Origin of the sequence: Brevibacillus centrosporus, assembly GCF_046622605.1 — a bacterium.
GTDB lineage: Bacteria > Bacillota > Bacilli > Brevibacillales > Brevibacillaceae > Brevibacillus > Brevibacillus centrosporus.
In genome coordinates, this window is the sequence record NZ_CP176856.1 from 4,051,525 (window position 1) to 4,076,293 (window position 24,769).

The window sequence follows — 24,769 nt, forward strand, 5'->3', positions numbered from 1 at the left end:
ATCCGCTTTGGAATGCACACTACGGAGTCGGAACGTTTTGACTGTTCGGCTGACCTATTGGTATACTATCCTGTAACAAGGAAGATACGAATGTTTGCAAGCTTTCAATCGTACATTGGAATTACCATATTTTCAATCAGACGGAGGTGAGTTCTCCTCCTTTCGCACCGCGGGAGGTAGGAGGCATGCTTGGAGAGTCCGATAGGGGAGCTTACGCTGAATCTGCTGCTCGTGCTGTTTTTGGTTTTCTTGAACGGTTTTTTCGTCGCAGCAGAATTCTCGTTAGTAAAAGTCCGCCAAACCCGATTGACCCAGCTCGTCAGCGAAGGTAATCACAAATCCGCCCGCTACGCGCAAAAGGTCACCCAGCAATTGGATGCCTATCTTTCTGCCTGCCAGCTCGGCATTACGCTGGCTTCGCTCGGATTAGGCTGGGTTGGTGAGCCTGCGATCGCCCATTATGTCGAACCCATGATGGCATTTTTTCATCTGCCGCTTTATTTGGAAGGCCCGATCTCGCTGGCTATTGCCTTTGCGATCATCACGTTTTTGCACATCGTTTTGGGAGAGCTGGCACCCAAGTCTCTTGCCATTCAAAAAGCAGAAGCAACCTCTCTGTGGACAGCAGGACCGCTCATGTTTTTTTACAAGATCAGCTATCCGTTGATCTGGCTGTTGAACGGCGCCGCCAATCTCTTCATCCGGCGACTGGGTATCGAGCCTGCATCTGAGAACGAGTCTGCCCATACGGAAGAGGAAATTCGCCTGCTTGTCACACAGAGTCACAAGAGTGGCCATATTGACCAGACGGAGCTTGCTCTCGTTGATAATGTCTTTGAGTTTTCGGAGCGACTTGCCCGGGAAATCATGATTCCTCGTATCGATATGATCTGTCTGTACGACGACAATACATTCGATGAAAATTTGGAAATCATGAGAGATTCGCGCCACTCCCGCTTTCCCGTTGCCCATGAGGATAAAGACCGGTTGATCGGGTTTGTCCATACCTCAGACTTTTACCTTTCCGCATTGACTACAGGAAAAGCGGAGCTCAAAGACTTCCTACGCCCGCTTTTGACCGTGCCGGAGTCCATGGAAATCAGCCATGTACTGCGGCTGATGCAGAAGCGGCGTTCTCAGCTCGCCATCGTCATCGATGAGTACGGGGGCACGGCCGGCATTTTGACTATGGAAGACATCCTCGAAGAAATCGTGGGCGACATTAAAGATGAATTTGATGACAATGAACGGCCCGAGATTGAGGAAAGCTCGAACAACGAGTTGTCCGTTTCCGGAAAAACGCTTTTGACAGAGCTGAACGACTACATTACGATTGAAGTGGTGTCTGATGAAGTTGATACCATTGCCGGCTGGCTCTACAGCCAATTGAATGAGGAAGTAGGGCACGGAAAAGCCGTTTTGTACCAGGGCTACCGCTTCACTATCAGCGAGCTGGAAAACCATCGCATCACCCGTGTAGGCATCTCATACGTTGGTGTAGAGGAATCCGCAGCCCATCCCGAAGATAACGTGCTCTTGCACGCCCAATCCTAATGACACAACAAGTTGGCAAGTGTCCCCTGCGGCCAGGGGGCACTTCTTCTTTCATTCTTACTATCAACCTGAGGTGTCCTTGATGAAACATGCCTTTCTCGACAATAAACCTATCCTGCTGCAACCGGAAACCTACAACCGCATCCCCTTTTGGCGTATGGCAGCGCGACAGGGTCAAATTCGCTGTCCAGTCTGTGCATTCCCACTGCGTCTGATTGCTGGTGTTACGTTTGAACCGTACTTTGCGCACGCCGAGGATGTGGATTGCTCTGGCTTGTCCTTGGAGGAAGCGTCCGGACCAGACTGGCTGCTCGTGCAGGAGCAGGTCGCCGCTGCCACAGCCGTTGTGGACAAGCCGGAAGAAGTAGAGACGACAGAGGACCCGATGATCGGTTCTTTTCGCATGCCGAAAAAACGCAGTATCGGCAAAAGCGTAACTGTATCTTCCCCTGCTCCCAAGCCGCCAATCTTTCGGAAAAGGCTGACGCCCAAAAAGAGCATCCAGCATCTCGCAGAACAAAAGCGTAACGAAAGCCTGCACCCCGGACAGCAGCAAGCCGTTCATACGACCGAGGGTCCTCTGCTCATTTTGGCTGGTGCCGGCAGTGGCAAGACTCGAGTCATGACGGCTCGCACAGCCCATCTCATCCAGGATAAAGGAATCGAGCCGAAACAGATTTTGGTGGTCACCTTTACGACAAAGGCAGCCGAGGAAATCCGCCAGCGCATCGCACGGCAGCTGCTGCCAAGCCAAGCCCGAGAGCTTGTCGCAGGTACATTCCACAGCATTTTTTACCGTATGCTTCTGCATCATCAGCCTGCTCGCTGGGATCAGCAGCGCCTTTTGAAAAAGGAATGGCAAAAGTGGCGGCTGCTACGAGAAACTGGCGTGCTTTTGGGACATGATGACTTGCTGGCGCTAAAAGAAAACGAAGCGCTGGACGCTCTCGGCGTGATTAGCCGCTGGAAAAACGAGTACCTCCTGCCGCACGATGTCGCCTACCGCGAGCTCGAGAGCGATACGGAAAAGCAGGCCCAGCAGCTCTACCCGCTCTACGAGGAAGCAAAGCGAAAGCATAACTGGTTTGATTTTGACGACATGCTAATCGGCTGCTACGAAATGCTGCGGGAGGATTCTACGCTGCTGAAGCGTTACCAGGATCGAATTACCCACGTGATGATCGACGAGTTTCAGGATATTAACCGGATTCAGTACGAGACGGTCAAGCTGCTCGCTGCCCCTCACAACAATCTGTGCGTCATTGGCGATGACGATCAGTCCATCTACGGCTTTCGCGGAAGTGATCCGCAGTACATACTGGGCTTCACCAAAGATTTTCCCGAAGCGCAAACGATCACCCTCGAGGTCAATTACCGCTCGCACTCGTCCATCGTCAGTCTCGGCTATTCGCTGATTGGCCACAACCGGGAACGCTGGGAAAAGGAATGCCGCTCCTTCCATCACGAAGAAGGTGATGCGTATTTATTTGAACCAGAGGACGAAGAAGAACAGGCATCCCGGATCGTCGATGAAATCATCCATCGCCAAGAGCATGGGGCGGCACTCGGAGAATGCGCGATCCTGTATCGCACCAATGAATCCGCGCGTCCAATCCTTGAGCGTTTGAGTGAAGCAGGGATTCCATTTCACTACACCCAAGAAGAGGATTCCCTTTATCAAAGGCAAACGGTTCGCTGGACGCTGGCCTATTTGCGCCTCGCGCAGAACCCCGACGATTCGGATGCCCTGAAGGAAGTTTTACCCACGCTCTACATTTCTCATGAGATGTGGAATGCCCTCCGCAGTCAGGCGATTTTGGAGGATGTGCCGATTCTTCACGTCCTGCCCAATCAGGCTCAGCTCAAGCCTTACCAGCGCAAGCATCTGCAAACCGTGATGGACATCCTGACCTCCTGCCGTGAATGCTCAGCTGCCCAGGCACTTGAGCTCATCTACGAGGATGGCAAGCTTCGCGATTATTTAAAAAAGCGGGCAAAGAACCGCGAAGACGGCAAAGATCGCTGGGCAGACGAGCTGCAGCAATTGCTGGCCGCTTCCAAGCGACATGCGACTGTCGCTGATTTTCTCACCTACATCGACCAAATGACTCAACGGGAAAAAGAGTGGCGCACGCAGCGGCCACTCCCGGAAGAAGCTGTTCATGTACTTAGTATTCACCGGGCAAAAGGGCTGGAGTACGATCATGTCTTTTTGCCGGACCTCGTCGAAGGTGCCTTGCCCCACGAATACACGCTGGACGAGCTGCGAAAAGGTGGGAACGCAGCGCTGGAGGAAGAGCGAAGACTCCTATACGTCGCGATTACCCGGGCCCGTCACAGCTTGTGCATCGGCATCCCCCGCGAACGCTTCGGAAGAAAAACCAGGATCTCCCGCTTCGTCGCTGAAATGGGCAGGTAGGTACTGAAAGCCGCCACCCATGTAAATCAAAAATTCTTCCATATTTGTAATTAATGGAAACATAAAAACAGGCTCCCTTCCTCGCATTTACGTAAAGTGTGCGCGAAAGGTGAGCCTGTTATGCATGTATCGTTATTAACCAGCGACGATGCTGTAGCCTGCATCCACGTGCAGAATCTCTCCCGTAATCCCGCGGGACAGATTACTGAACAAAAACAACGCCGTATCCCCTACCTCGGATTGATCAATCGTGCGCCGAAGAGGAGCTTTTTCTTCAATTTCCTTGAGGACGGCATTAAAATTACGGATTCCTTTAGCGGCAAGTGTACGGATCGGGCCAGCCGATATCGCGTTGACGCGGATGTTTTCCTTGCCCAAATCATTTGCCAAATAACGAACAGATGCATCCAGAGCAGCTTTGGCTACGCCCATCACGTTGTAATTCGCAACGGCACGCTCTCCTCCCAGATACGTCATGGTGACGATGCTGCCGCCTTCTGTCATTAGCGGACGAGCTGCGCGTGCCACCGCAACCAGCGAATAGGCACTGATATCCTGTGCAAGCGCGTAGCCATCACGGGACGTATTGACATACTCGCCCTCCAGCTCTTCTGTTTTGGCAAAGGCGATGCAGTGAGCCAGTCCATGAATGACACCGACTTGTTCGCGAATTACGCCAAAGGCTGCCTCTACGTCCTCATCCTTTGTCACGTCACAATTGACCAGCAGCGACTCCTTGCCCAGCTTGGCAGACAGCTCGGCCACGTTTTCACGCAGACGTTCTCCCTGGTAGGTAAAAATCAGGTTGGCACCAGCCTTGTGAAGTGATTGGGCGATTCCCCAAGCAATGCTGCGATGGTTAGCCACTCCCATGATTACGATGTTTTTCCCCTCTAACAATGTATTCATAGTACGCATCTGCCCCCTTCCAACTTATCCCACATTATAACCGATCTTGTCCACGGTTACGAGAGTGAGAAATGGGACAGATTTCCACTATGATTCGCTGTCAGACGAGATCCCTGTCGAATTGTCTGCGTACAAGTCAAAGCCCCACCAAGGCTCCTCCAACGGGTTCAACGAAGTGCCTATTTCCGGGAATTCGGCCTGCCTCTGCATGATCAATTCCTCCAGCTCACCAGCGCCCTGTTTATCATTCATTTGTTCCTGCCCCCTTCTTGCACAGTCCATCCAGTCATTCTTTTCTTAGACTGGCAAGTTCAGGCTTTGTTTATGCATGCGAATGGCTGCCGGATAAATACGCTGCCAGCATCATGTAAGCCAAAATCGCGCCAAAAAAGTAAACACCCAGCTGTGCTTTTCGCGCGTGGTGAATGTATGGAACGAGGTGACTGGCTGAGACGTATAAAAAGATACCCGTAGTCATCGCCAGCATTACCGGAGACCAGTCCGGTGGAAAGATACGCTCCACGGCCCCCATGCTGCACGCTCCGACAATTGTGGCAATGCCTAGAGAGGTCGCCCCCCAAAATGCTTTTCGGCGCGAGCGGGTCGCGGCGAGCAGCAAGGACGCTACGGTCACACCATCTGGGATTTTGTGCAGCAGCATCGCGAGCAAAACAGACATCCCGACTTCCGTATCCATCCGCATACTTGCTGTGAGCGATACACCCTCGACAAATGCATGCATCAAAAATCCTGACATCACGCCAATCATCCCTGTGGAGCCGAGCTCCCCCCCCGACTTCCCGATCATTTCAATCGCAAAGAGCATCCCGAATCCAACCAGGACAAACGGCATCATCCGGTGATTTTCCCCTTCAAGCACATGCGGAAGCAGATCCAGTATCGTTATCGCCAAGAGCAGGCCTGCCCCCGCGCTGATCATGGCAAACAGGGCCTCTTCCGACCAGGCGCGCAAGCACAGCAGAAGCCCGCCGATACTGCTTGCTGCTGCAGCAGATAGTAGAATAATCCAGAAGACAGGTGACATCGTGCAGTCCTCTCCTCGTCATTGCGGGTAGGCGATTCATCCCTTCATTGTACGCGCCTGTCCCGGTCATTATGAGCATGTACGCCATTTTGACAAAAAACGCAGAACTGTCCAAAACAGACGAATTCCCACTACTTTTTAGAACCTTTGTCGATTCTCTCTTTCCCGGAAAAAAATGGTGCTATAATGACTCCACCGGGAATATCTGGGGGAAAAAAAGGAGTGATTCGGGATGGATGTACAAGTTTGGATGGCTTCGAAAGAGGTAGCTGATCGCCTTGACGTGCATGTTCGTACATTGCGCAACTGGCTGGACTTGTTCGTACCGGCACATGAACGACTGAAAAATCCGCAGGGTCACTATTTGATCAGCGAAAACGGCTTCGCTTTATTGAAAGAAGTAAAGGAACGAAAAGATAGCGGGAACAGCTCGCTGCGTGAAATCCAGCGCCAGCTGATCGATGAAGGTCGGATTCCGGAAGATCTCCTCCTATCGGACGAGCTGTCTTCCGTAGAAGAGACCGCCATTACGGTAGCAGCTTCCAACAAGCTGGACGCGGGCATGCAGGAAATGGAGCGCAGTGTGCAAGAGACGCTGGTTCAGTTTCAGCGTGAACTCACGCAGCTGACTACCTTGAACACGATGCAGTCGACGATCCTGCAAAAAATTACGGACATCGAAGAAATGCAGGAATCGCTACGTTTGGAGATTCGCCGTGTCACTTTTGAAATGGACCTGATGCAGCAGCGTTTGACACGCCGCAAAGAACGCTACGCTCGTCATGAGCCTCGCTGGTCGTTGAATCCGTTTCGCTGGTTTACCCGATCGGATCGCGCAGCAGAATAGAGTCTAGGTAAACGGTAGTCTCCTCCCCTTCCTTGTGCTATATTGGAACTAGCGGAATAACCAGAATATCAGGACGATTTACACTTCAACAAGAAAAGGACTGGGAGCATCGTTGTGAGAAAATTGCATATTTCCTCGGTAAAGCCGGGCGATATAGTAGCGAAAAGCGTGTTTCTCGAAAACGGAAATGTTCTGCTGGGACTTGGAGTAGAACTGACGCAGCGCTATATCGATCGGCTTGTTCAATTGGGTATTGACACCATTTATATTCAAGATAAGCATACAGAGGATATCATTCCTGAAGAAGCGATACGTGATGAAACCCGAAAAGATGCCGTTGATGCGGTCTACAAAACGATGACGGGATTGATGGATCAGCCCTTGGTCAAACGCCGAACCTCTTTGCCCGACTTCGGCAGCACCTTTCAAATGGTATTCAAAGAGATCATTACCGACCTGAGCAGCCGCCGCGATGTGCTCGTCAATCTCTCCCATCTTCACGTACTTGACGGCTACTTTTTTCATCATGCGGTCAATGTCGCTGTACTTGCGGGAGTTGTAGGACTGGCAAAAGGCTATAACCAGCAGCAGCTGATGGATCTGGGGATTGGCGCCCTTCTCTTTGATATTGGCATGACACAGGTTCCCAAAGAACTGTGGGGTCAAAAGCTGGAGCTAAATGCGGAGGAACGCAAACGAATTCAGTATCATACGGAGGAAGGCTTCAACATTTTGCGCGGCCAGTACAATATCTCAGTGGTGTCTGCCCACTGTGCCTTGCAGCATCATGAGCGCTACGATGGTACCGGATACCCGCGGCAGCTGACAGACACAAACATCCATGAGTACGCCCGGATCGTTGCCATCGCAGATGTATATGACGCGCTGATTTCCCCTCGTCCCTTTCGCAACAGCTATTCGCCCAGCGACGCGACGGAGTTTTTATTTGCGACAGGCAACTCCTATTTCGACTTGGATCTGCTAAAGCTGTTCTTGCAGCATGTCGCTATTTATCCAGTCGCCTCTACGGTGAAGTTGAATACCGGGCAGGTGGGGGTCGTGTCCCAAGTCAATTCGCTGGCGGTGAATCGACCGACGATCCGCATTTTGCAGGAACCCGATGGATCGAATGTGGCATCCCCTTACGAAATCAATCTATACGAGAAAGAATGGATGAGCGTTACGATCGTCCAAACGATGTAAGAACATAGTATAAGCTGAGACCTCGTGCGTCTCAGCTTTTCCTTTTACTCCGCATGTGCCTGGTCGTGGTGGCTTCGCTGCCAGTAACCGAGAAACAGCACTAGCGCAACAAGGACGATTTTGATAACAGCTTCCAGGCCCCTGTACTGGGAAAGCCAGTCAGCGATGATCTCTTCGTTTGTAATCATGTTGGCTGCTGCCCAGGCCAATACCGCAGAGCCCAGGTAGACGAGCCAGTTAAACCGCTCCATGGCTTTGAGTATCAGCTGGCTTCCAAATACCATGAGCGGCACGCTGATAATGAGCCCAAGCACGATTAATACGATGTTGCCATTCGCCGCCCCGGCGATAGCGAGAACATTGTCCAGCCCCATCATCACATCGGCGACCACAATCGTCTTGACAGCCTGCACGATATCCTCACTGGACTCAATCTGACTGTCTTCGTCCTCTTCCCGCAGCAGATTGTAGCTGATCCATAGCAGGACAGCCCCACCCACCAAGTACAAAAACGGGATTTTAAGAAGGTAAACCGCCAGCACAGTAGCGATTACCCGGACGATCACAGCCAGGAAAGTCCCCCAGAGGATTGCTCTTTTCCTTTGCTGCGGGGCAAGCTTGCGGCAAGCGATCGCAATTACGACGGCATTATCTCCACTCAGCACAATATTGATGGTAATAATGATGAGCAGCGATGAGACAAATGCGGAATCAAACAAGGATCATCCCTCCGATACTTCACTTTCTTGCGGTCGATGAGGAAATGGGAAACCGTGCACTCTCTCCCCTTGTCTGGGGTTGTTGTATGTACAGGAATTCAGTATGATTGTAAGGAGGAGGGTTGTCGAAATGTCGAAACAATTCGTTACCGAAGCGATCATGCTGGCTATCTACGGGGAGCTGATGTCCCCATCGCAACCGGTAGAATATCTGATACCCGCGTCGACAATCTATGAATTGGACGAGTTTATCCAAAGCCCAGAACCTATCATGCCCTACTCTGGCGACGATCAGTACGTACGGAAGATCATGCAGGAAATGAGTCAGTTCTTCCATGATCCGTTCAACCGCAAGCGCTTGGAAAAAGGGTTGATCGCTCCGTGGTCCAAGGTGCCTTTTACCTTTCCGAATGGTGTCACGCTGACCATCATCAAAGTGGAAGACAACGCCATGTGGGGAGAAATTTTTGATCCTGTCGAGACACAGCTTTTGCTCACGTCCATGCGATTTGAAGTCCCGCTGATCACGGACCAGCCGGACTATCAGGATCGGATTTTGGAATATATCGTACCCGTTCAATTTTATGATGTGGATGATTTTGAATTTGCACTGGAACAGGGGATTTCGCTCAGCGAGCTGAAGGAACCCTAAGGAAGCCCGATAAGAACGAGCAGACTGACACGCCACGGCTTGTCAGTCTTTTTTTGCTTCTTTCCTTTAGTATGGCTTTTTATTTGAAAAGAATTGGCTCTTTTATTACCATCGGGAGTTTTTTCCCTTGTTTTTCCAGAGTGAAGCAGACAATAATTTCTATATGGAAAATACTGATAATCATACTGGAGGTTCCTCATGAAAGGAAAGATCCCTGTAATCCTCGCCCTACTCGTTTCCATGGCTAGCCCTGCTGCTGCAGCGACCGCTGTTACTTCTACCGCACAGATTACTGTCGAGGAAGAAGGCAGGCTGATTGACACGACTTCATCGCCCGTGATCATGTACAACAATCAGCCATACGTACCCCTTCAGCTTTTGGCACAGTCGCTCGGATACGAGGTGAAATGGGATGCGAAAAACGCAACCTTCCATCACGAATCCGCTCTATTTGTGTCAGTTGAGCCCAAGTATAGCATCCTGACATCACTGGATAGCAGCAGGCTTCTAGGAGGCATCAATCTAGACTTTGTCTATGTAATCGAAAAGGACCTTCCAAGGGAGCCCGTTCCTTCCCTACCCGGTTCAGACTGACCGAGAACAGGTCCACGAAGCTGATGGCGGATGATTATACATATCGGATCAAGATTAAATAAATGCCCTACGACAAATGCACCCTCCAGTGGGTGCATTTGTCTGTCATGTGCCCAAATAATGATTTTCATGGCAAAAGGGATGCACTACAATGGATAAAAACGCTTGGAAGACGAGTCAGGAGGATGTACGTGGATCCATTCGCCCATCAGTCACAACAGTTGCGCTCACAGACAACGTTAACGGCAGCACAGTCTTTTGCCATACAGTTTGTCCAAAACCAATCCACGCTTTTGCAACAACAAATGCGTGAACAAGCAACGTCCATCCTGCAGAATGCTGGCGTAGACTTTGTGACAGTGGAGGATTTGCTGACCAACATCCGACAGCATGCTCGTGTCACACTCAACTTTCATCCAGATCGAGTCCTTCCCGCTGGCATTTCTGTGGTAGAAGGACTTTTGGCAACTGGCAGCTACCATAGCCAGTTTGAAACCGGCGTGACCAACGGTGGCCGTACTGCCTATCCCGGTGGAGACCGTGATCGCTGGGAGGAGAAATTATTCGGAGGCGCCTACCAGTCATCGGCCGTTCAAGGAAAGGAACGCCCTAAATACGGTGCTCTCAACCTCATGAATTATGCGGATGGCGCGTCCCCGCGATTTGGCTCCTGTTATATTCAGCTGCGACCTCATCTGCTGCATCGTTGTACGTTTACGTTTGGCGACAGCCATACCGAACCGGAGCATTTCGGGACGGCTGATTCTTTCGACGCGATCCTTGCAGCTCTTTTGCACAGCGTCGAAACGACCAAAGAAGCACTCGGCTCGCCGAACATGGATGTACCAGCCGTGGTCCAACAACTGCTAGCTCTACGGGCAAATGGATTTCAAGAGGTGAATCACCGAATCGGGCGCGCATTGGACGATTACATCGAAGCGCAAATCCACGGGGATATCGATCTTGGTACCGATGTCGAAGCGATTTTTGCTGATCCTTCCTACCAGGGCACGCACATAGAAAGCAAGCTCCAGCTCCTTGCGGACAAGTACGCCATCGAACTCGTATGGCATCCGGGCTTTGTTCTTTCTGTGAGCGACGTGCCCGCAGATTTTCGCGGTCCTGCTATGCCTCCACTCGCGGTAAGATTGGATCAACGGTACGGCGCATCTTCTGGATTGCTCGATGCCGCGACGATTGGCAGAGCGGCCGCCGATTTTTCCGATCACCCGGATAACTGGAAAGACTGGGGCGAGCCCAATGAGACTTGGCAGCATCTAAAGCAGATCTGGCACGTGCTGGTGCGATACGGGAGACAAGCTCATTGAAGCAAAAGCTGTGGGGTATGACGTAGTATCGATTGATAATCGAACAGCGGGAGTCCATGACTTTATCTTCTTGTCCATAGCTCCCGCTGTTTTGATAGGTAGGGTAGCCGGACGGATTGAAAAACCACCCCTGTTCAGGTTTGTCCATGCTACAATATGGGTAAAGAATGGAAAGAGATTCGGGGAGGAAGTGTCATATGGAACTTGTGAAGCAAAATCACGGATCGCAGTGGGATACAGAAGGGGCAACTGCCCAATCGATCCTTTTCAAGATGGGGAATGAGTATTACGGCCTCTCCATTTCGCTCGTGCGGGAAATTATCAAGCCTTTGCCTGTGACGCGTTTTCCCAAGTCGCCTGCATACGTAGAAGGGGTAGTCGATTTGCGTGGACGCATCCTGCCAATCATCAATCTCCGCACCATGTTCGGGCTGGAGCCTGTCGCAGAAACAGACGATACACGCTTCGTCGATCTCCAGCTGGAAGGGCTCGATGTGGGCATCATCGTCGACGCTGTCTCCGAGGTCATGAATATCCCCCAAAAGCTGATTGAAGCAGCGCCTCCACTCATCGCCGGTGTCGAAGGCAAGTATTTGCAAGGAATTGCCCGGTTGAACGACAAGCTGATCATGCTTCTGGATATCGATGAGATTTTCGGACAGTGGAAAAAGAAATAATACACATCAAACCCAGTGCAGTCTAATCGGACGCTGGGTTTTTGTTTTTGAGAAACGAAACCTCGCTTCATCCGTACTATTTATCCGAATGGAGTGTGATTCATTTGGAACGACATGATCGTGCCGCTCTGGCTGACTGGATCCCGACCGCCTTCCTGTCGGGGGCGTACCAGCAGCTCTATGAAGCCTGCAGCGTCTCGTTTCGAGAGCAATTGAGCCTGGAGGAGTTTGGCACGTTTGCTTCCCAATTTCACCAAGGGGTAAAGGCTTATCAAGCACGTCCTGCCTCCATCGTCCCCTGGGGCGGCGCGCTTCGTATCGTCTGGGTGGACGAGAGTGGGCAAAAAGGGTTATCTACCGCGATCAGTCAAAGCGGTGAAATTCTCGGTTTACGCCTCACTCATCTGAGCTCTTTTCCTGAAACCGACGAAGCCTTATCAAAAGGTACCTACCGGCTGCCCTTTACCGGGGAGTGGTTCACTTATTGGGGCGGCATAAACGAGCTGGTCAACTACCACTACGCCTATCCGAGCCAGCGCTATGCGTTTGACTTTCTCGTCATGAAAAACGGGCAAACCTACTTCGGTGATCCCAAACACAATGAAAGCTATTTTGCTTTCGGACAGCCGATCCTCGCCCCCGCTTCCGGAACCGTCCTTAAGGTGTCAAACGCTATAGCGGACAACGAGCCTGGCATCGTCAATGAAGCGTATGCGGCCGGCAACATTGTGGAGATCGACCACGGCAACGGAGAGTACAGCCTGCTTGCACATCTCAGATGCGGCTCGGTCACTGTTCAGACGGGCGATTCTGTCTTACAAGGACAGCTGATCGGGCAATGCGGCAACTCTGGCAATTCCAGCGAGCCCCATCTACATATGCAGGTTTCGGATTCCTCCGATCTCCTGCTGGCTCGATCCGTTCGCATCCGTTTTGCAGGCATTGACCGGATTGAACAGGGGGATACCGTTCGCGGTTAAGGCTCTGTCAAGCCTAAGAATCGTATACACTCTTCCTGTAAAAAAACAGAGGAAGGCAATGTGCATGTCGCCACATCGCCCTCCTCTTTTCTTTTCTATTCTCTTCCCCCGCTTGCCAGGTAAGCGTAATTGACCCAAACCATCTCTTCGATGCCTAGAATCTCTTTGAACAGATCGACTGAATCGTACAACAACGAAGCGCCAGTATCTTCATCCACATCCGTTAACAGCTGTAAGTCGAACAACGAACGAAGCTGTTGCACTTGCTTGGGGCCAACGATGCGCTGAAAGGACTGTGGCTTAATCCTGGTAATTCCTTTGCCTACTTCTCGCCGATACAGCTCCGAGCGTACTACCCGGTCCAGGATGTCTTCGTACTTTTGCCGCACTTCGTCACTTTCTCCGATGCCTTCCTGCAGGTCGATTTCTGGATACAGTCGACCAAATTCCTCTTCGGCCATCTCAACATCCAGCGAGTAGCTGATCGTCCCCGATGACACTTCGTAGCCAGCATCGAACAACCGAAATCCCCAGCCATTGTCTTCTGCGTCGTGAAACCATAGCAGCGGCACAAAATGCTTTGACAGCTGCAGGAGAAATTGCAGGGTTTCCGATCTTTCCAGCCACTCGTCCTGCAGGAAAAAAGCGTTCCAGTCGCCGTTGACGTTTCTATGGAAGTACGGCTTTTCTGTCTTGGACAAGGCTATTAGTACTTTCGGTTCGTATTTGCGTGGATAAAGAATGCCGGTCGTGAACTCACCCATCCGTTTTCCACCGCTTTCTGGAAGATCTCCACTGGTCTCTTCTTCCAGTCTATTCAGGCACCGCTTGTTTTTTGCTGTGTTCTTTATCAAACGTGCTTGTGTGGATAATCGAATGTACTGCTCCCTCCGGCTTTAGCTCGGACTGATACAAATGGACATGCTTGGCCTGCCAATGTGGCGGCTCGAGCGCCAAATAACGCTCGTTCCACTCCAGCAGGGGCAGCCCGCCTCCCTGACCATGCGGACCGCGGGCGAGGGTGATATGGGGACGATACCGCTTCCGATCATAGGAAAGACCTTCGTGCAGGTCAAAGCGTTTTCCCAGCAACAAGTGCAGCTGCTTCAAAGGATTCGTCTGGCCTCGCAGCCCCAGCCAGAGAACGCGAGGATGCTCAGCATGAGGGAATGCGCCAAATCCTCCGATCCGCAACGAAAACGGATTGATAATGGCGCTGACGATATCCATGTCTTCACAAATGGCAGGGAGCAGTGATTCATGCACTTCCCCCAAGAAATGCAAGGTGAGATGGAGATTGTGCAAGGATTGCCAACGATCAGCAGTCACTTCCTGCTGCAGCCGCTGTTGAATATCCGTTATATACGCTGCAGCATGTCCAGGTATATTCAGTGCAACAAATAATCGCATACTCTCATCCTTCTCCCTTCCCGCCTTTCGCTTCCTTCCCTAAAGAAGGAAAAAAGCTCTCCTATGTTCGAGAGCTTTTTGGTCCTACATTTTATGGTGATCAGGCGGCCTTCATGTTACCTGTTACGATGCCCAAGACGCAGCGTACATATTCCCCTAGCCTTCCCGTACCCGGTTGATAGGAAAAGCGAATCGTCAATTCCACATGCCCGATATGCCCTTCTGGGGGAATGTTCCAAAACAGGTCCACTTCCCCGTAGAGAATTTCTTCGATGCGCTGTTTCTTGTGTTCGATATCTATGTTTGGATCGTGCGACAGGGAAAACTTCATCATGATCGAAAATTGATCCTTGGAAGTCAGCTCTTCGTTTCGCAGCTGCAGCTTGCCGTGGATCGCGACGACCCCATACTCGCCCCACAGCGTGTACTCCAACAACGCCTGGAATTTGGGCTGGACCTGCAGCTCCAGGGCCGGCAGCCCGCCTTCGATCGTAAGTACATGACTCTCAGCCAGTTGTTCAATCTCCTCTTGAAAACGGTGAGCGCAATCGGAAACGTACTGTAGTATATCGGGTTGAACAGCGTACATCGTTGTCACCTCTCCCCAGCAGATTGTCTGTCCTACCTACTTCGAAGTTTTCCTTGTCGTATCCTTTGTTGAATTTTGACTTATTTACCCATATTTCCTCGAAGCCGAAAACATTCCTATGAAAATCCGTTTTCACAATGTTGCCATGATTATAGATAAGGATTGGCACTGCCCGAAAACGCTTCCTGATACAGTTCGAACATTCGTGCCTGTACACTTTCATCCAGCTCCAATTGATAGAGACGGCCTCTTTCATAGCGCAGGAGGGGAAAGGCGCCTAGGCGTATGGGGAGCACGTCCTCGCATCGAATAAAGGCAGGCAGAGTCATGAGAAAACGGGCAAATGGATTGGACTCGTCCTCTGACGTGTGAATGACTTCAAAAAGATCCGTGAGCATGGGTGTGACAACGAGGGAGAGGTGCTCACCCTGCTCTGCTGCCCAAACGGTGAAGGACGAGTCCCTCACTTCACTTCGGGCGTGCCTGCGCATGACCCACACTGCCTGCTGAACCGTCCTCATCAACAAGTGCTGCGCTTCCTCTTCGCCGTGTGCTTCCAGCATACTTTTGTAATCGAGAACAAAGGCGATGCCCTCTTCTTGAAGCACTTCGGCTGGGAGAGCAAGCCCAGACATCGTCTGAGTCTCTTCCTCCCTCACCTCGGCAGCTTCAGGCAGCACTTCTGGCGTTCCCTCGAACAAGGCCCGGATCATTCCCTCCGCACGCTCGATTTCCTCAGCCGAAAAGGAGATCGACTCGGTAAAAATATGCGTCAGGCGCCCTTCCTCGTATGCCAGATAATGCAGAGGGGTCGCCTCTTGCCTGAGGATTGCCTGTGCCATATGGCGTTCTTCCCTTTGCAAAATATCAAAGCTGAGTGGAAAACCCAAAGGCTCCAGAGGATCAGAAAGCGTCCAGATGACCGCAAGCAGTTTGTTCTGGTACGTCTTGAATTCCAGCGATACAGCATCCCGCGTCTGCTCGCTAAATGCATCCACCGATTCGAAGACAAGGTACAGCTCGACCACACCTTGCGAATTTAGGCGGGCAAAATAGGGAAGCCCTTCGTCACCTGCCAGTCTGTACAAATCGGAAAAGCGGTCAGGATCCAGCCGTTCACCCATGGTCTGAGTGCTCGGCGACAGCCTGTTTGCATCTGGCTCAATCTGTGGCTCGTACTCCTCTGCCATCTTTATCCCTCGCGTTTCCCCCAGGATTTGATGAAAGTCCACTCATCCAGCTGTTTGAGCAGGTCGCGGTCCGTAGCGTCAATGTGCACTGGCGTAATCGCGATGTAGCCGTGTTTGAGCAGGTCGTAATCGTACGGCTCAGCAAGCGGCATGACTTCCGGATATTCCCGGACCAGGTAGTAGCCGGCACCTTCCTTATTGTACTTGTCTTCATAATGATTCAACGACAGGGAAGCTGGCACGATCCCCTTCAGTTCATTTTGCGGCACGTGCGGAATATTCACATTCCAGAATACCTGCTGCGGAAGCTCGCCCTTTTTCGCTTTCTCACTGAACTCTTGAATCAGTGGCTGGATCATTTCCACCACTTCACCATAGTTATCCTGATCAAACCAGTTATCGTAGGACAGAGCTATGCCAGGTATTCCGAGAATGACCGCCTCACGGGCGCCGCTGCACGTCCCTGAATAATAGATGTCTCGTCCCAGATTCGTACCGACATTGATGCCGGAAAAAACAATATCCGGTTTTTGATCGTCCTCAAACAAGAGGTGGTACGCTGCTTTCACACAGTCGGCGGGATTGCCGTTAATAGCCCAAGCTTTTACAGGAAGACCGTAGAAATCGTGCTCTTGCGGTTCCAATGCACTGCGAAAGGTAACCCCATGACCTACACCGCTTTTTTCTTCCAGTGGCGCAACTACGTAAATCTCCGCACCCTCCAGTGTCAGCAACGCTTCGGTCAGACGTCTGATACCCAGTGCATCAATACCGTCATCGTTCGTAATCAAGATCCGCAACATAGATTTGTCCTCCTCTTTCGCTAGCCTTCTCCTTATTGTACCAAAAAAGGTGAAAGGACCCCAATTTGTTTGGGGCCCTTTCTAATTTGCTACGATATCATCCCAGCGTTCCCGCCATTTGATTCCGTCGATGATCCATTCTTCTACCTGTGCCTGCTTTTCCTCCGAGATACCGATCAAGCAAGCAATCCTCCCGATCTCCTTGGATTCCTTTGGAGACAGCTTGCGGTCAATTAACGCCATGTGATACAGCTTGCGCATCATCATCAGCTTTTCGGATAAAGGCAAATCCACCAGATCTTCGGCGATCACTTCCGGACGTTTCGGATAATCCATGTCGTCCATCAGGATTTGTCTCTCCTTGAGGGTGAAGTGCTCTGAATTCACCAGCTCATGAATGCGGCTTACTTCTTTATTTCCTATATAACCATCTGCATGACCTACGCAGATCATTAAGCGAATGGATGCAAACACGATATGTTTGTCCTTTTCCATCTTCGTGTACAACGCGTTTCCCCCTCGACCGTTTTGTCTGACTGATAAGATTTTGTTCTTAATAACGGTAATAACTCTATGTCTAATTATACGTTGAAAAACGAAAGCGGTTTCACACTAAAATGTGACAAATTTTCAGCTATGGCTGAACGAACACTCGGGAAAAGTCAACCCATCCATACGCGTCCAGACAAATTCCTGACAGCTGCGGATGTGCTCGCATTTCGATACGGTTGGAATACAACGGGACAAACGTATGTCGGCCAAGCAGTATTCCCAGGATCGCTCTCATCGGGTCCGCTCTCTGCGTATCGGATGTCAATGCACGCATACGGCTTACCTGCTGCCCGACCTCTTCCCGACCCTCCTCATCTAGATGATGACGAATGCTCAAGGCGTCAGCATAGAGAAACTCCAAAAGAGACAGCTCCAACCGCTCGTCCACATTTGCACTATCCACGATCAAGTCTGCTTCCTGCAGCCTCTCCGAACGTGCCAGCTCCTCCGGCTCGACATAGACGATTTCAATCGCGATCCCGTATTGCGCGCATCTGTTTTGAATCCAGCATGCGTCTTCCACATGATCTGGATCAGGGTAGGTGTAAAGCCGAAGCGGTTCCCCTGTATGCCTGTATGCCCCGGGCTCATCCAGCACGGCGTCTGGCTGCCTGGTCTCCTCCTGCAAATAGGAAAGCGCATCTCCCCATGCCTCCACTGGCTGCCTTGCCCCTTTCAGCTCCGCTCGAAGCACAGCTCCAGATAGGATGGCGGCGAGTACTGCACGAAAAGACCTCCGGCTCAGCGGTCCAGGTTTATTGGCATTAAGACTGACGTATTGAAAGCTTTGCTCATGGCGAGAAAAGCCTCTCCATTCCCCTTCCTTGCTTGTCGGGGCGATCCCTGCACCAGCCACGGACCGCAAAAGGTGCATCTGATCCGCATCCGATCCAGCCTCCATCTCCGGTACGCACCACAGCTCTACCCGATCGAGAAACGGGCGTCCCGCAAAATAGGGCTGAAACGCTTCTAGGACGAGCATGGAGTCGTCGTTGCGAACGACTTTAAAAGGTCCCGTGCCAATCGGCCAGCTCTCAAAGCCCGCTCCCATCTTCAGGGCGTAGTCCTGCGGCACAATCGATGCGTATTCTTTGCTCAAGGCATGCAAAAACAACCGATCAGGCTGCCGCAAGATCACTTTGACCGTATACTCGTCGAGTGCTTTGACCGACTGGATCGAAGCTGTCGTCCAGCGATGTCTCGATTCTGCTCCTGAGCTTCGTTCCAACGAATAGCACACATCATCCGCAGTGAGCAATCTGCCATGATGAAACAAAACCCCTTTGCGCAAACAAAAAGTCCATTCGACACCGCTATCGTCCGATTCCCAGTAAAAAGCGAGCGCTCCAATAACCGTTCTCGTAACGGGATCAAAACGGACCAACGTATCAAAAACGTGTTTGACCACATGTGTCTGTGAACGCAGCAGGACCCGTATGGGATCGAGACAGCGAAACGGTCGATCCACAAAAAAGCGCAAGGTATCGATGCGCCCCCCTTGTCCCCTTTCTTTTTCCCTGGAAACGCGAAGCCCAAACTGACTGCTCATCCACAAGGAATAGGCCTCCTCCAAACCTGCCCACTCACTTTGATACTGCTGGATCAGCTGTCGAGAAGTGTGAATCTCGCCTTTTTGAACGAGCTCCTTGGCTGCCGACATCACCAGATCCTGTGGAGCCAAATGGCAAGTGAGCATTGAGCGGTTTCCTCTCCCTCGCCCCGGTTGCCACTGCAGCCAGCCTTGATTTTGCATCTTTTTTAACGTCCACGTAGCGTTGCGCTGCGTGCAAAACAAAATGGCCGCCACTTCCGCCAAAGCGATTTCCTGCGCCACTCCCAGCTCTTTATTTGACAAACCCGCAATCAAGCGCGTGTATTGTTCGACCAATTGCATAGGATCACCACCGATTCTTTCCAAAAAACATGAAAAACTTTGCGTCCTAATCGTACGCTTTTTCTCCTCATTATACCAACGTAAAATGGGACGAAACCATTTCCCGCAGCAGAAAGAAAGGATACTCGCCATGAATGACATTCCTCTATGCCTCAGACGCCTGATCGCCACTTATCCGCCTATCTTATGGGTTCGGCTGTTTGGAGAAGCACTGACTTCTCTGTCCAGCGCCATGATTGCTCCATTTTTGGTGCTGTATCTCAGTGAACACATTGGCGGGTCCATTACCATGACCATGCTCATTATTGGGCTGCAGCCTTTTTCCGAAATACTGCTTACGCTGTTTGCCGGTGGGCTGACGGACCGCTTCCGCCGAAAGAGTGTAATGCTCGTGTCCCTTCTCATCCAAGGAGCAGCTATGCTCGGAATGGCTTGGGCAGACTCGATGGCCGCCTTTGGCTTGCTCTACGTCTTGAACGGAGCAGGACGCTCCTTGTTCATTCCAGCGAGTCGGGCTCATCTCGCCGATTCCATCCCAGAGGATCAGATGGCTGGCTCCTTTGCCTTACTCAACACCGCAAGCAGCATTGGCGCCGTACTCGGCCCGCTCGCAGGTGTACTCCTCTACCGATACAATCCTGCTCTTGCCTTTTTGTTTACTGCTGCTTCACTGTTCCTGTATGCGGCAGCCCTGTGGAGAAAAGTCCCCCATGCAGAGCCTTCTCCCGCTACGTCCGAAGAACATTCAGCAGCGCATGCGAAAGGCACTTGGCACGCGTACCGCCCAGCCTTTGCGATCATGCTGCTGTCGGTGCCCATCAGCTTGTTCTACGCCCAAATGGAAACGAATCTGCAGCTTCATTTTAAGCAAAGCATACCGAATTATTTGCAAACATTGGCTACCTTGGTTTCAATCAAAGGCGTGCTCCTGATCTGTCTCGAATTTTGGCTGGTCAAAATTACGCAGCACTTGCCGACACGACTGTTAATCGGCGGCTCCTACCTTTGCTTTCTACTCGTAGCTCTCGGCTATGGGTTCACAGATTCCTTGCCCGTTCTCATCGCCCTACAGCTGGTATGGGTACTCGGAGAAAGCGTTGGTCTCACGCAGCTGCTAACCTTCGTTTCGAAAATGGCGCCACCTGCCATGCGAGGTCGCTACTTTGCTATCACAGGGACGCATTGGGACATTTCCCGCACCTGCGGACCGTACCTTGGCAGCTTGGTATTGCTTCACTTCGGCGGCCCTACCCTGTTCCTCATCATCGCGATGGTTCTCTTCCTCGGCGGCTGCGCGATGTATGCCTACTTTCGGAAAATGGAAAAGAAGCTCGCCCACTCATAGACGATTCTACGGTTGGACAGCATCCAGCACAAAAAAACATCCCGATCCACACTTTCATGGAATCGGGATGTTTGGCTTTTAGGTAAGCAAGAAGCGGTCTTCGTTGAAGCTTTCACCGCCACGAGCGGTTTCAAAAGCACGAAGCAGATCTTGCGGCTTCATGGTGCGTTTTTTCTCATCTGGGATGTCAAGAATGATCCCGCCATCATGCAGCATGAGCAAACGATTTCCCATGTTCAATGCTTGCTCCATATTGTGTGTCACCATGATGGTCGTCAGCGAAAAGCGTTCGACGATCTTCTCCGTCAGATCGACAATCAGCTGAGCCCGTTTCGGGTCGAGCGCCGCCGTATGCTCATCGAGGAGCAGGATCTTCGGCTCTGTGAACGTCGCCATCAAGAGACTGAGTGCCTGACGCTGACCGCCGGACAAAAAGCCTACTTTTGTTTTCAGGCGGTTCTCCAGACCTTGGTCCAGCTGCTTTAGCTGCTCGCGGAACAGCTCCCGCTTGTGGTTATTCACCCCGAAAGAAAGCTTACGGCCTTGACCGCGTGCCAGAGCAATCGCCAGGTTTTCTTCGATTGTCATGTTTGGAGCTGTCCCTGCCATCGGGTCCTGAAACACGCGGCCGATTAGGCTGGCACGTTGATGCTCACCCAGCTTCGTTACATTTTTTCCATCGATGGTGATGGTACCTTCATCCGGCAGCATGCCACCGGAAATCATATTCATCATTGTCGATTTCCCGGCCCCGTTACTCCCGATGACCGTAATGAATTCGCCACGTTTCACATCCAGATTGACATTGCGCAGGGCAATTTTTTCATTGACGGTGCCCGCGTTGAACACTTTATTTACGCCTGAAATTTTAAGCATCGCCAGATCCTCCCTTCATCGCACGTGCCGGCTTCTTCCAAACAGCTTTGGCAATCGTCGGTACGGTCAATGCGATGATAACGATCAAGGCAGTAATCAGCTTCATATCGGACGGATTTAGACCCGCCTGCAGAGCCAATGCGATTACGAGACGATAGACAATCGAGCCTAAAATGACAGCGAGCGTCACTCTAAAGATCGAGGAGCTTCCAAACAAGACTTCCCCGACAATAACAGAAGCAAGACCAATCACAATCATCCCGATCCCCATGCCGACGTCAGCAAAGCCCTGATACTGGGCTACCCACGCACCGGAAACCGCGACCAGACCGTTCGAGAGCGCCAAACCGACGATCGTTGTCGTATCGGTGTTCACCCCGAAGCTGCGGATCATTTTCGGATTGTCACCCGTTGCCCGCAGATCCAGACCCAGATCCGTATGCAGGAACCAGTCGATCGCCAGCTTCAGAACCAACACTCCTACCAGGAACACGATAGCCACACCGGTGAGGATCGTCACACCGCCTACAGCCAGGTTTGGAACGCTCAGATCCTTCACAAAGGTGAACAAGGTGTCTTCGCGCAACAGCGGCAGGTTGGCTTTTCCCATGATGCGCAGATTGATCGAATACAGCGCGATCATGGTCAGGATCCCAGCCAAGAGGGCATTTACCTTCCCTTTCGTATGCAGGACGCCGGTAAAGGCACCTGCCACACCGCCGACTACAAAAGCCAGCAAAGTAGCAAGGTAAGGATTGGTTCCATCAATGATAAACTTCGCTGCGATCGCGCCGCCCAAGGCAAAGCTACCGTCTACGGTCAAATCAGGTACGTTCAGAATGCGAAAAGTTAAATAGACGCCCAGGGCCAATATTCCGAATAGCAAGCCCTGTTCGATTGCTCCCATTATTGCCAGATTCATAGAAGAAGTCCTCCCGTTACTGCATGTATTACTCTACCACTTCTCCTGCGCGGTCGAGCATCGCTTGCGGAATGGTCACTCCCATTTTTTCCGCAGCTTTCTTATTCAATACCAATTTCATATCGGCTTGCATTTCCACTGGCATATCGCCTGGCTTTGCTTCGCCTTTCAGGATTTTCACAGCCATGTCAGCCGTTTGTGCACCCAGCTTGGTGTAGTCGATACCGTAAGTAGCGATCGCTCCGCTCTTCACGGAGTTTTCTTCACCGGCAATCACTGGAATTTTTTGAGATTCAGCAACACCCAGTACAGCAGCGATGGAGGAAACGACCATGTTGTCTGTCGGAATGTAGTAAGCATCTACTTTGCCAACCATAGACTCAGCAGCCTGCTTCACTTCTGTAGCGCTAGTGATAGCAGCTTCTTGGATTGTCAAGCCCAGCTTGTCTGCAACCGCTTTGGCTGCGTCTACTTGTACCTTGGAGTTTACTTCTCCAGAGCTGTAGATAATTCCTACTGTTTTTGCATCAGCTTTCATTTCCTTGATCAGCTTCAGCTGCTCTTCCACTGGGTTCATGTCAGAAGTACCTGTTACGTTGCCTTCTGGTTTTTCCATGGATTTTACGAGCCCTGCTTCTACTGGATCCGTAACCGCTGTGAAAAGGATCGGAATTTCTTTGCTTGTTTGCGCTGCCGCTTGCGCCGTTGGTGTTGCGATTGCCAGCACCAGGTCTACTTTGTCAGCTTCGAATTTTTGTGCGATGGAGATCGCTGTATCCATGCTTGCTTGCGCAGATTTCAGATCGATTTTGATTTGCTTGCCATCCTCGTAGCCGTTTTTCGCGAGCTGTGCCACAAAGCCTTCACGTGCTGCGTCCAACGCTGGATGCTCAACGAATTGGGAGATCCCAATTGTCAGCTGCTTGTCGGCAGCAGGAGCTTCCTGCGTGCTTGCTGCAGGTGTCGTGCTTTGGTTGTTAGCCGGAGTGGCGCTTTGCTGTCCACACGCGGTGACGGACAAAAGCAACAAGGGAAATAAAAAACTCTTCATCATTTTTACTGTTTTCTTTTGTTTGAACATTTGATCAATAAACCCCCTTAAAAATTTTTTCTAATTTTAACACGCTTAAAACATTTTTAAAAGAAGAAAAAGAGAGCATGAAGCTCTCTTTTTAATCACTTGATGATTTCTTTCGCCTGTTGTTTGAGCTCTTCAGAAACTGTGAGGCCAAACTTCTGGGCTGCTGTTTCATTGATGTACAGTTCGGCTTGTTTAGAAATTTCTACTGGCGTGTCTGCGACTGCTTGCCCTTTCAGAACTTTCGCAGCCATTTCCCCCGTTTGTTTCCCCATGCCGTAGTAATCAATTCCGTAAGTGGCAACTGCACCGCGCTTTACCGTGTCTGTGTCAGAGGCAAATACAGGAATCTTGCTTTGCTCTGCTGCACCCAGAACGGCTTCAAAAGAGGATACGACCGTGTTATCAATCGGAATAAACAAAGCGTCCGATTTTGCTGTCAATCCATTTGCAGCCAATTGCACTTCCGACAGCTGTGAAATACCAGCTTTGACGATTTCTACGCCTTCTTTGCTAGCTGCTGCTTCCAGATCCTTCACTTGTACCTCGGAGTTTACCTCCGAAGTCGTGTAGATCACACCAAGCTTTTTCAAGTTTGGCAGGAATTTTTTGATCAGCTGCAATTGTTGTTCCATGGATACTTTATCTGAGGTACCGGTCACATTAGCGTCTGGTTTTTCCAAACTGCTGACCAATTGTGCGGACAGCGGATCTGTCACGGCACTGAATACGACAGGCTTGTCAGTGATGGCTTTTGCTGCTGCTTGTGCGGACGGAGTAGCGATGGCTACCACCAGATCCTTCTGGTCACCCGCATATTTTTGTGCGATGGAAACGGTGTTGTTCATATCACCGTGAGCGTTTTGGTAGTCTACTTCCAGGTTCTTGCCTTCTTCATATCCAGAAGCTTTCAAACCATCCAAAATCCCTTGGTGAATGGCATCCAAAGCTGGATGCTCCACAAATTGCGTCAATCCCAATTTCACAGTTTGTGCTTGCTCACTTGGTTTTGCTGCATTTGCGCCTGACTCCGTTTGTCCACCTGTTTGATTGCCGCATGCTGCCAAAGAAAACGCCAGCAACGCGGTCAGTCCCATACTGACTGCTCGTCTCATCTCTACTTCCTCCTCTAGGCTCTGCTACTTTCTGCTCATGACTATACTACTAGCCATCGAGCGAACTC

General features: G+C 51.1%; 25 protein-coding genes. 10 read left to right on the forward strand and 15 right to left on the reverse strand.

The annotated features are described in order from the left end of the window. The first annotated feature begins 189 nt into the window (after positions 1 to 189). Positions 190 to 1,554 (forward strand): hemolysin family protein, encoded by a 1,365-nt coding sequence (locus ACLIN2_RS20465; RefSeq protein WP_411501976.1) that lies wholly within the window; start codon positions 190 to 192, stop codon positions 1,552 to 1,554. A gap of 82 nt (positions 1,555 to 1,636) precedes the next feature. Beyond that, a complete protein-coding gene (locus tag ACLIN2_RS20470; RefSeq protein ID WP_411501977.1) occupies positions 1,637 to 3,973 on the forward strand; it encodes a UvrD-helicase domain-containing protein in 2,337 nt (778 codons plus the stop codon). Between the two features lie 135 nt (positions 3,974 to 4,108). Here ACLIN2_RS20470 and fabI read toward each other — a convergent pair whose 3' ends face one another. From fabI to ACLIN2_RS20485, 3 genes are all read right to left on the reverse strand, one after another. Next, positions 4,109 to 4,882, reverse strand: a complete 774-nt coding sequence (gene fabI, locus ACLIN2_RS20475) for an enoyl-ACP reductase FabI (RefSeq protein ID WP_092267590.1) — start codon at positions 4,880 to 4,882, stop codon at positions 4,109 to 4,111. An 87-nt stretch (positions 4,883 to 4,969) separates the two neighbouring features. Then, positions 4,970 to 5,134: a hypothetical protein gene (locus tag ACLIN2_RS20480; RefSeq protein ID WP_411501978.1), complete on the reverse strand. Its 165-nt coding sequence runs from the start codon at positions 5,132 to 5,134 to the stop codon at positions 4,970 to 4,972. 70 nt (positions 5,135 to 5,204) lie between these two features. Next, positions 5,205 to 5,927, reverse strand: a complete 723-nt coding sequence (locus ACLIN2_RS20485; protein WP_411501979.1) for a ZIP family metal transporter — start codon at positions 5,925 to 5,927, stop codon at positions 5,205 to 5,207. A 232-nt stretch (positions 5,928 to 6,159) separates the two neighbouring features. On the opposite strand from ACLIN2_RS20485, the gene ACLIN2_RS20490 reads away from it, so the two are divergent. Next, positions 6,160 to 6,774 (forward strand): MerR family transcriptional regulator, encoded by a 615-nt coding sequence (locus ACLIN2_RS20490; protein WP_092267588.1) that lies wholly within the window; start codon positions 6,160 to 6,162, stop codon positions 6,772 to 6,774. A gap of 114 nt (positions 6,775 to 6,888) precedes the next feature. Beyond that, the gene (locus tag ACLIN2_RS20495) at positions 6,889 to 7,977 is read left to right on the forward strand and encodes an HD-GYP domain-containing protein (RefSeq protein ID WP_411501980.1); all 1,089 of its coding nucleotides are present in this window, start codon (positions 6,889 to 6,891) and stop codon (positions 7,975 to 7,977) included. 44 nt (positions 7,978 to 8,021) lie between these two features. Here the strand turns inward: ACLIN2_RS20495 and ACLIN2_RS20500 are convergent, their stop codons facing one another. Continuing rightward, entirely contained in the window at positions 8,022 to 8,696 is a 675-nt protein-coding gene (locus ACLIN2_RS20500; RefSeq protein WP_411501981.1) for a TerC family protein, read from the reverse strand. 130 nt (positions 8,697 to 8,826) lie between these two features. Between ACLIN2_RS20500 and ACLIN2_RS20505 the strand changes: the two genes are divergently transcribed. The 5 genes from ACLIN2_RS20505 to ACLIN2_RS20525 all read left to right on the forward strand — a co-directional run bounded on the left by ACLIN2_RS20505 (position 8,827) and on the right by ACLIN2_RS20525 (position 12,927). Continuing rightward, a complete protein-coding gene (locus ACLIN2_RS20505; protein ID WP_092267585.1) occupies positions 8,827 to 9,348 on the forward strand; it encodes an ADP-heptose synthase in 522 nt (173 codons plus the stop codon). A gap of 198 nt (positions 9,349 to 9,546) precedes the next feature. Then, positions 9,547 to 9,942, forward strand: coding sequence for a stalk domain-containing protein (locus tag ACLIN2_RS20510; protein ID WP_411501982.1), 396 nt, complete (start codon positions 9,547 to 9,549; stop codon positions 9,940 to 9,942). A 191-nt stretch (positions 9,943 to 10,133) separates the two neighbouring features. Next, positions 10,134 to 11,270, forward strand: coding sequence for a DUF3626 domain-containing protein (locus ACLIN2_RS20515; protein WP_411501983.1), 1,137 nt, complete (start codon positions 10,134 to 10,136; stop codon positions 11,268 to 11,270). Positions 11,271 to 11,467: 197 nt separating this feature from the next. After that, entirely contained in the window at positions 11,468 to 11,947 is a 480-nt protein-coding gene (locus ACLIN2_RS20520) for a chemotaxis protein CheW (RefSeq protein WP_092267582.1), read from the forward strand. A gap of 95 nt (positions 11,948 to 12,042) precedes the next feature. Continuing rightward, on the forward strand, positions 12,043 to 12,927 hold the full coding sequence (locus tag ACLIN2_RS20525) for a M23 family metallopeptidase (protein WP_411504573.1): 885 nt from the start codon (positions 12,043 to 12,045) through the stop codon (positions 12,925 to 12,927). A gap of 95 nt (positions 12,928 to 13,022) precedes the next feature. Here the strand turns inward: ACLIN2_RS20525 and ACLIN2_RS20530 are convergent, their stop codons facing one another. The 7 genes from ACLIN2_RS20530 to ACLIN2_RS20560 all read right to left on the reverse strand — a co-directional run bounded on the left by ACLIN2_RS20530 (position 13,023) and on the right by ACLIN2_RS20560 (position 19,365). After that, positions 13,023 to 13,691, reverse strand: a complete 669-nt coding sequence (locus tag ACLIN2_RS20530) for a hypothetical protein (RefSeq protein WP_092267580.1) — start codon at positions 13,689 to 13,691, stop codon at positions 13,023 to 13,025. A gap of 49 nt (positions 13,692 to 13,740) precedes the next feature. Next, positions 13,741 to 14,337 (reverse strand): RNA 2',3'-cyclic phosphodiesterase, encoded by a 597-nt coding sequence (gene thpR / locus ACLIN2_RS20535; protein WP_411501984.1) that lies wholly within the window; start codon positions 14,335 to 14,337, stop codon positions 13,741 to 13,743. A gap of 100 nt (positions 14,338 to 14,437) precedes the next feature. Continuing rightward, positions 14,438 to 14,926 carry a hypothetical protein gene (locus tag ACLIN2_RS20540; RefSeq protein ID WP_411501985.1) on the reverse strand — a complete coding sequence of 163 codons (489 nt, stop codon included), beginning with the start codon at positions 14,924 to 14,926 and terminating at the stop codon, positions 14,438 to 14,440. A 149-nt stretch (positions 14,927 to 15,075) separates the two neighbouring features. Further along, complete coding sequence (locus ACLIN2_RS20545) at positions 15,076 to 16,116, reverse strand: hypothetical protein (RefSeq protein ID WP_411501986.1); 1,041 nt, start codon at positions 16,114 to 16,116, stop codon at positions 15,076 to 15,078. Between the two features lie 2 nt (positions 16,117 to 16,118). After that, positions 16,119 to 16,919: a 5'/3'-nucleotidase SurE gene (gene surE / locus ACLIN2_RS20550; protein ID WP_328211016.1), complete on the reverse strand. Its 801-nt coding sequence runs from the start codon at positions 16,917 to 16,919 to the stop codon at positions 16,119 to 16,121. A gap of 81 nt (positions 16,920 to 17,000) precedes the next feature. Then, the gene (locus ACLIN2_RS20555; protein ID WP_092267904.1) at positions 17,001 to 17,414 is read right to left on the reverse strand and encodes a TerB family tellurite resistance protein; all 414 of its coding nucleotides are present in this window, start codon (positions 17,412 to 17,414) and stop codon (positions 17,001 to 17,003) included. Positions 17,415 to 17,553: 139 nt separating this feature from the next. Next, positions 17,554 to 19,365, reverse strand: coding sequence for an SgrR family transcriptional regulator (locus ACLIN2_RS20560; RefSeq protein ID WP_411501987.1), 1,812 nt, complete (start codon positions 19,363 to 19,365; stop codon positions 17,554 to 17,556). Positions 19,366 to 19,495: 130 nt separating this feature from the next. Here ACLIN2_RS20560 and ACLIN2_RS20565 point away from each other — a divergent pair, with 130 nt between their 5' ends. Next, positions 19,496 to 20,710, forward strand: a complete 1,215-nt coding sequence (locus ACLIN2_RS20565) for an MDR family MFS transporter (RefSeq protein ID WP_411501988.1) — start codon at positions 19,496 to 19,498, stop codon at positions 20,708 to 20,710. A 78-nt stretch (positions 20,711 to 20,788) separates the two neighbouring features. Here ACLIN2_RS20565 and ACLIN2_RS20570 read toward each other — a convergent pair whose 3' ends face one another. The 4 genes from ACLIN2_RS20570 to ACLIN2_RS20585 form a co-directional block, all read right to left on the reverse strand. Further along, entirely contained in the window at positions 20,789 to 21,586 is a 798-nt protein-coding gene (locus ACLIN2_RS20570; RefSeq protein WP_328211013.1) for an ABC transporter ATP-binding protein, read from the reverse strand. Then, positions 21,579 to 22,508 carry an ABC transporter permease gene (locus ACLIN2_RS20575; RefSeq protein WP_328211012.1) on the reverse strand — a complete coding sequence of 310 codons (930 nt, stop codon included), beginning with the start codon at positions 22,506 to 22,508 and terminating at the stop codon, positions 21,579 to 21,581. Before ACLIN2_RS20575 ends, ACLIN2_RS20570 begins: the two co-directional genes overlap by 8 nt. Before the next feature lie 28 nt (positions 22,509 to 22,536). Next, a complete protein-coding gene (locus ACLIN2_RS20580) occupies positions 22,537 to 23,589 on the reverse strand; it encodes an ABC transporter substrate-binding protein (RefSeq protein ID WP_092267572.1) in 1,053 nt (350 codons plus the stop codon). A gap of 95 nt (positions 23,590 to 23,684) precedes the next feature. Next, on the reverse strand, positions 23,685 to 24,701 hold the full coding sequence (locus tag ACLIN2_RS20585; protein WP_411501989.1) for an ABC transporter substrate binding protein: 1,017 nt from the start codon (positions 24,699 to 24,701) through the stop codon (positions 23,685 to 23,687). Positions 24,702 to 24,769: the final 68 nt, after the last annotated feature.

Excerpts from the sequence above, each read along its gene's own strand:
- ACLIN2_RS20520 (WP_092267582.1), top strand. The coding sequence starts at position 11,468 with ATGGAACTTGTGAAGCAAAATCACGGATCGCAGTGGGATACAGAAGGG.
- ACLIN2_RS20545 (WP_411501986.1), bottom strand. The coding sequence starts at position 16,116 with ATGGCAGAGGAGTACGAGCCACAGATTGAGCCAGATGCAAACAGGCTG.
- ACLIN2_RS20575 (WP_328211012.1), bottom strand. The coding sequence starts at position 22,508 with ATGAATCTGGCAATAATGGGAGCAATCGAACAGGGCTTGCTATTCGGA.
- ACLIN2_RS20470 (WP_411501977.1), top strand. The coding sequence starts at position 1,637 with ATGAAACATGCCTTTCTCGACAATAAACCTATCCTGCTGCAACCGGAA.
- fabI (WP_092267590.1), bottom strand. The coding sequence starts at position 4,882 with ATGAATACATTGTTAGAGGGGAAAAACATCGTAATCATGGGAGTGGCT.
- surE (WP_328211016.1), bottom strand. The coding sequence starts at position 16,919 with ATGTTGCGGATCTTGATTACGAACGATGACGGTATTGATGCACTGGGT.
- ACLIN2_RS20480 (WP_411501978.1), bottom strand. The coding sequence starts at position 5,134 with ATGAATGATAAACAGGGCGCTGGTGAGCTGGAGGAATTGATCATGCAG.
- ACLIN2_RS20560 (WP_411501987.1), bottom strand. The coding sequence starts at position 19,365 with ATGCAATTGGTCGAACAATACACGCGCTTGATTGCGGGTTTGTCAAAT.
- ACLIN2_RS20510 (WP_411501982.1), top strand. The coding sequence starts at position 9,547 with ATGAAAGGAAAGATCCCTGTAATCCTCGCCCTACTCGTTTCCATGGCT.
- ACLIN2_RS20565 (WP_411501988.1), top strand. The coding sequence starts at position 19,496 with ATGAATGACATTCCTCTATGCCTCAGACGCCTGATCGCCACTTATCCG.
- ACLIN2_RS20485 (WP_411501979.1), bottom strand. The coding sequence starts at position 5,927 with ATGTCACCTGTCTTCTGGATTATTCTACTATCTGCTGCAGCAGCAAGC.
- ACLIN2_RS20530 (WP_092267580.1), bottom strand. The coding sequence starts at position 13,691 with ATGGGTGAGTTCACGACCGGCATTCTTTATCCACGCAAATACGAACCG.
- ACLIN2_RS20540 (WP_411501985.1), bottom strand. The coding sequence starts at position 14,926 with ATGTACGCTGTTCAACCCGATATACTACAGTACGTTTCCGATTGCGCT.
- ACLIN2_RS20580 (WP_092267572.1), bottom strand. The coding sequence starts at position 23,589 with ATGTTCAAACAAAAGAAAACAGTAAAAATGATGAAGAGTTTTTTATTT.
- ACLIN2_RS20490 (WP_092267588.1), top strand. The coding sequence starts at position 6,160 with ATGGATGTACAAGTTTGGATGGCTTCGAAAGAGGTAGCTGATCGCCTT.
- ACLIN2_RS20585 (WP_411501989.1), bottom strand. The coding sequence starts at position 24,701 with ATGAGACGAGCAGTCAGTATGGGACTGACCGCGTTGCTGGCGTTTTCT.
- thpR (WP_411501984.1), bottom strand. The coding sequence starts at position 14,337 with ATGCGATTATTTGTTGCACTGAATATACCTGGACATGCTGCAGCGTAT.
- ACLIN2_RS20555 (WP_092267904.1), bottom strand. The coding sequence starts at position 17,414 with ATGGAAAAGGACAAACATATCGTGTTTGCATCCATTCGCTTAATGATC.
- ACLIN2_RS20505 (WP_092267585.1), top strand. The coding sequence starts at position 8,827 with ATGTCGAAACAATTCGTTACCGAAGCGATCATGCTGGCTATCTACGGG.
- ACLIN2_RS20570 (WP_328211013.1), bottom strand. The coding sequence starts at position 21,586 with ATGCTTAAAATTTCAGGCGTAAATAAAGTGTTCAACGCGGGCACCGTC.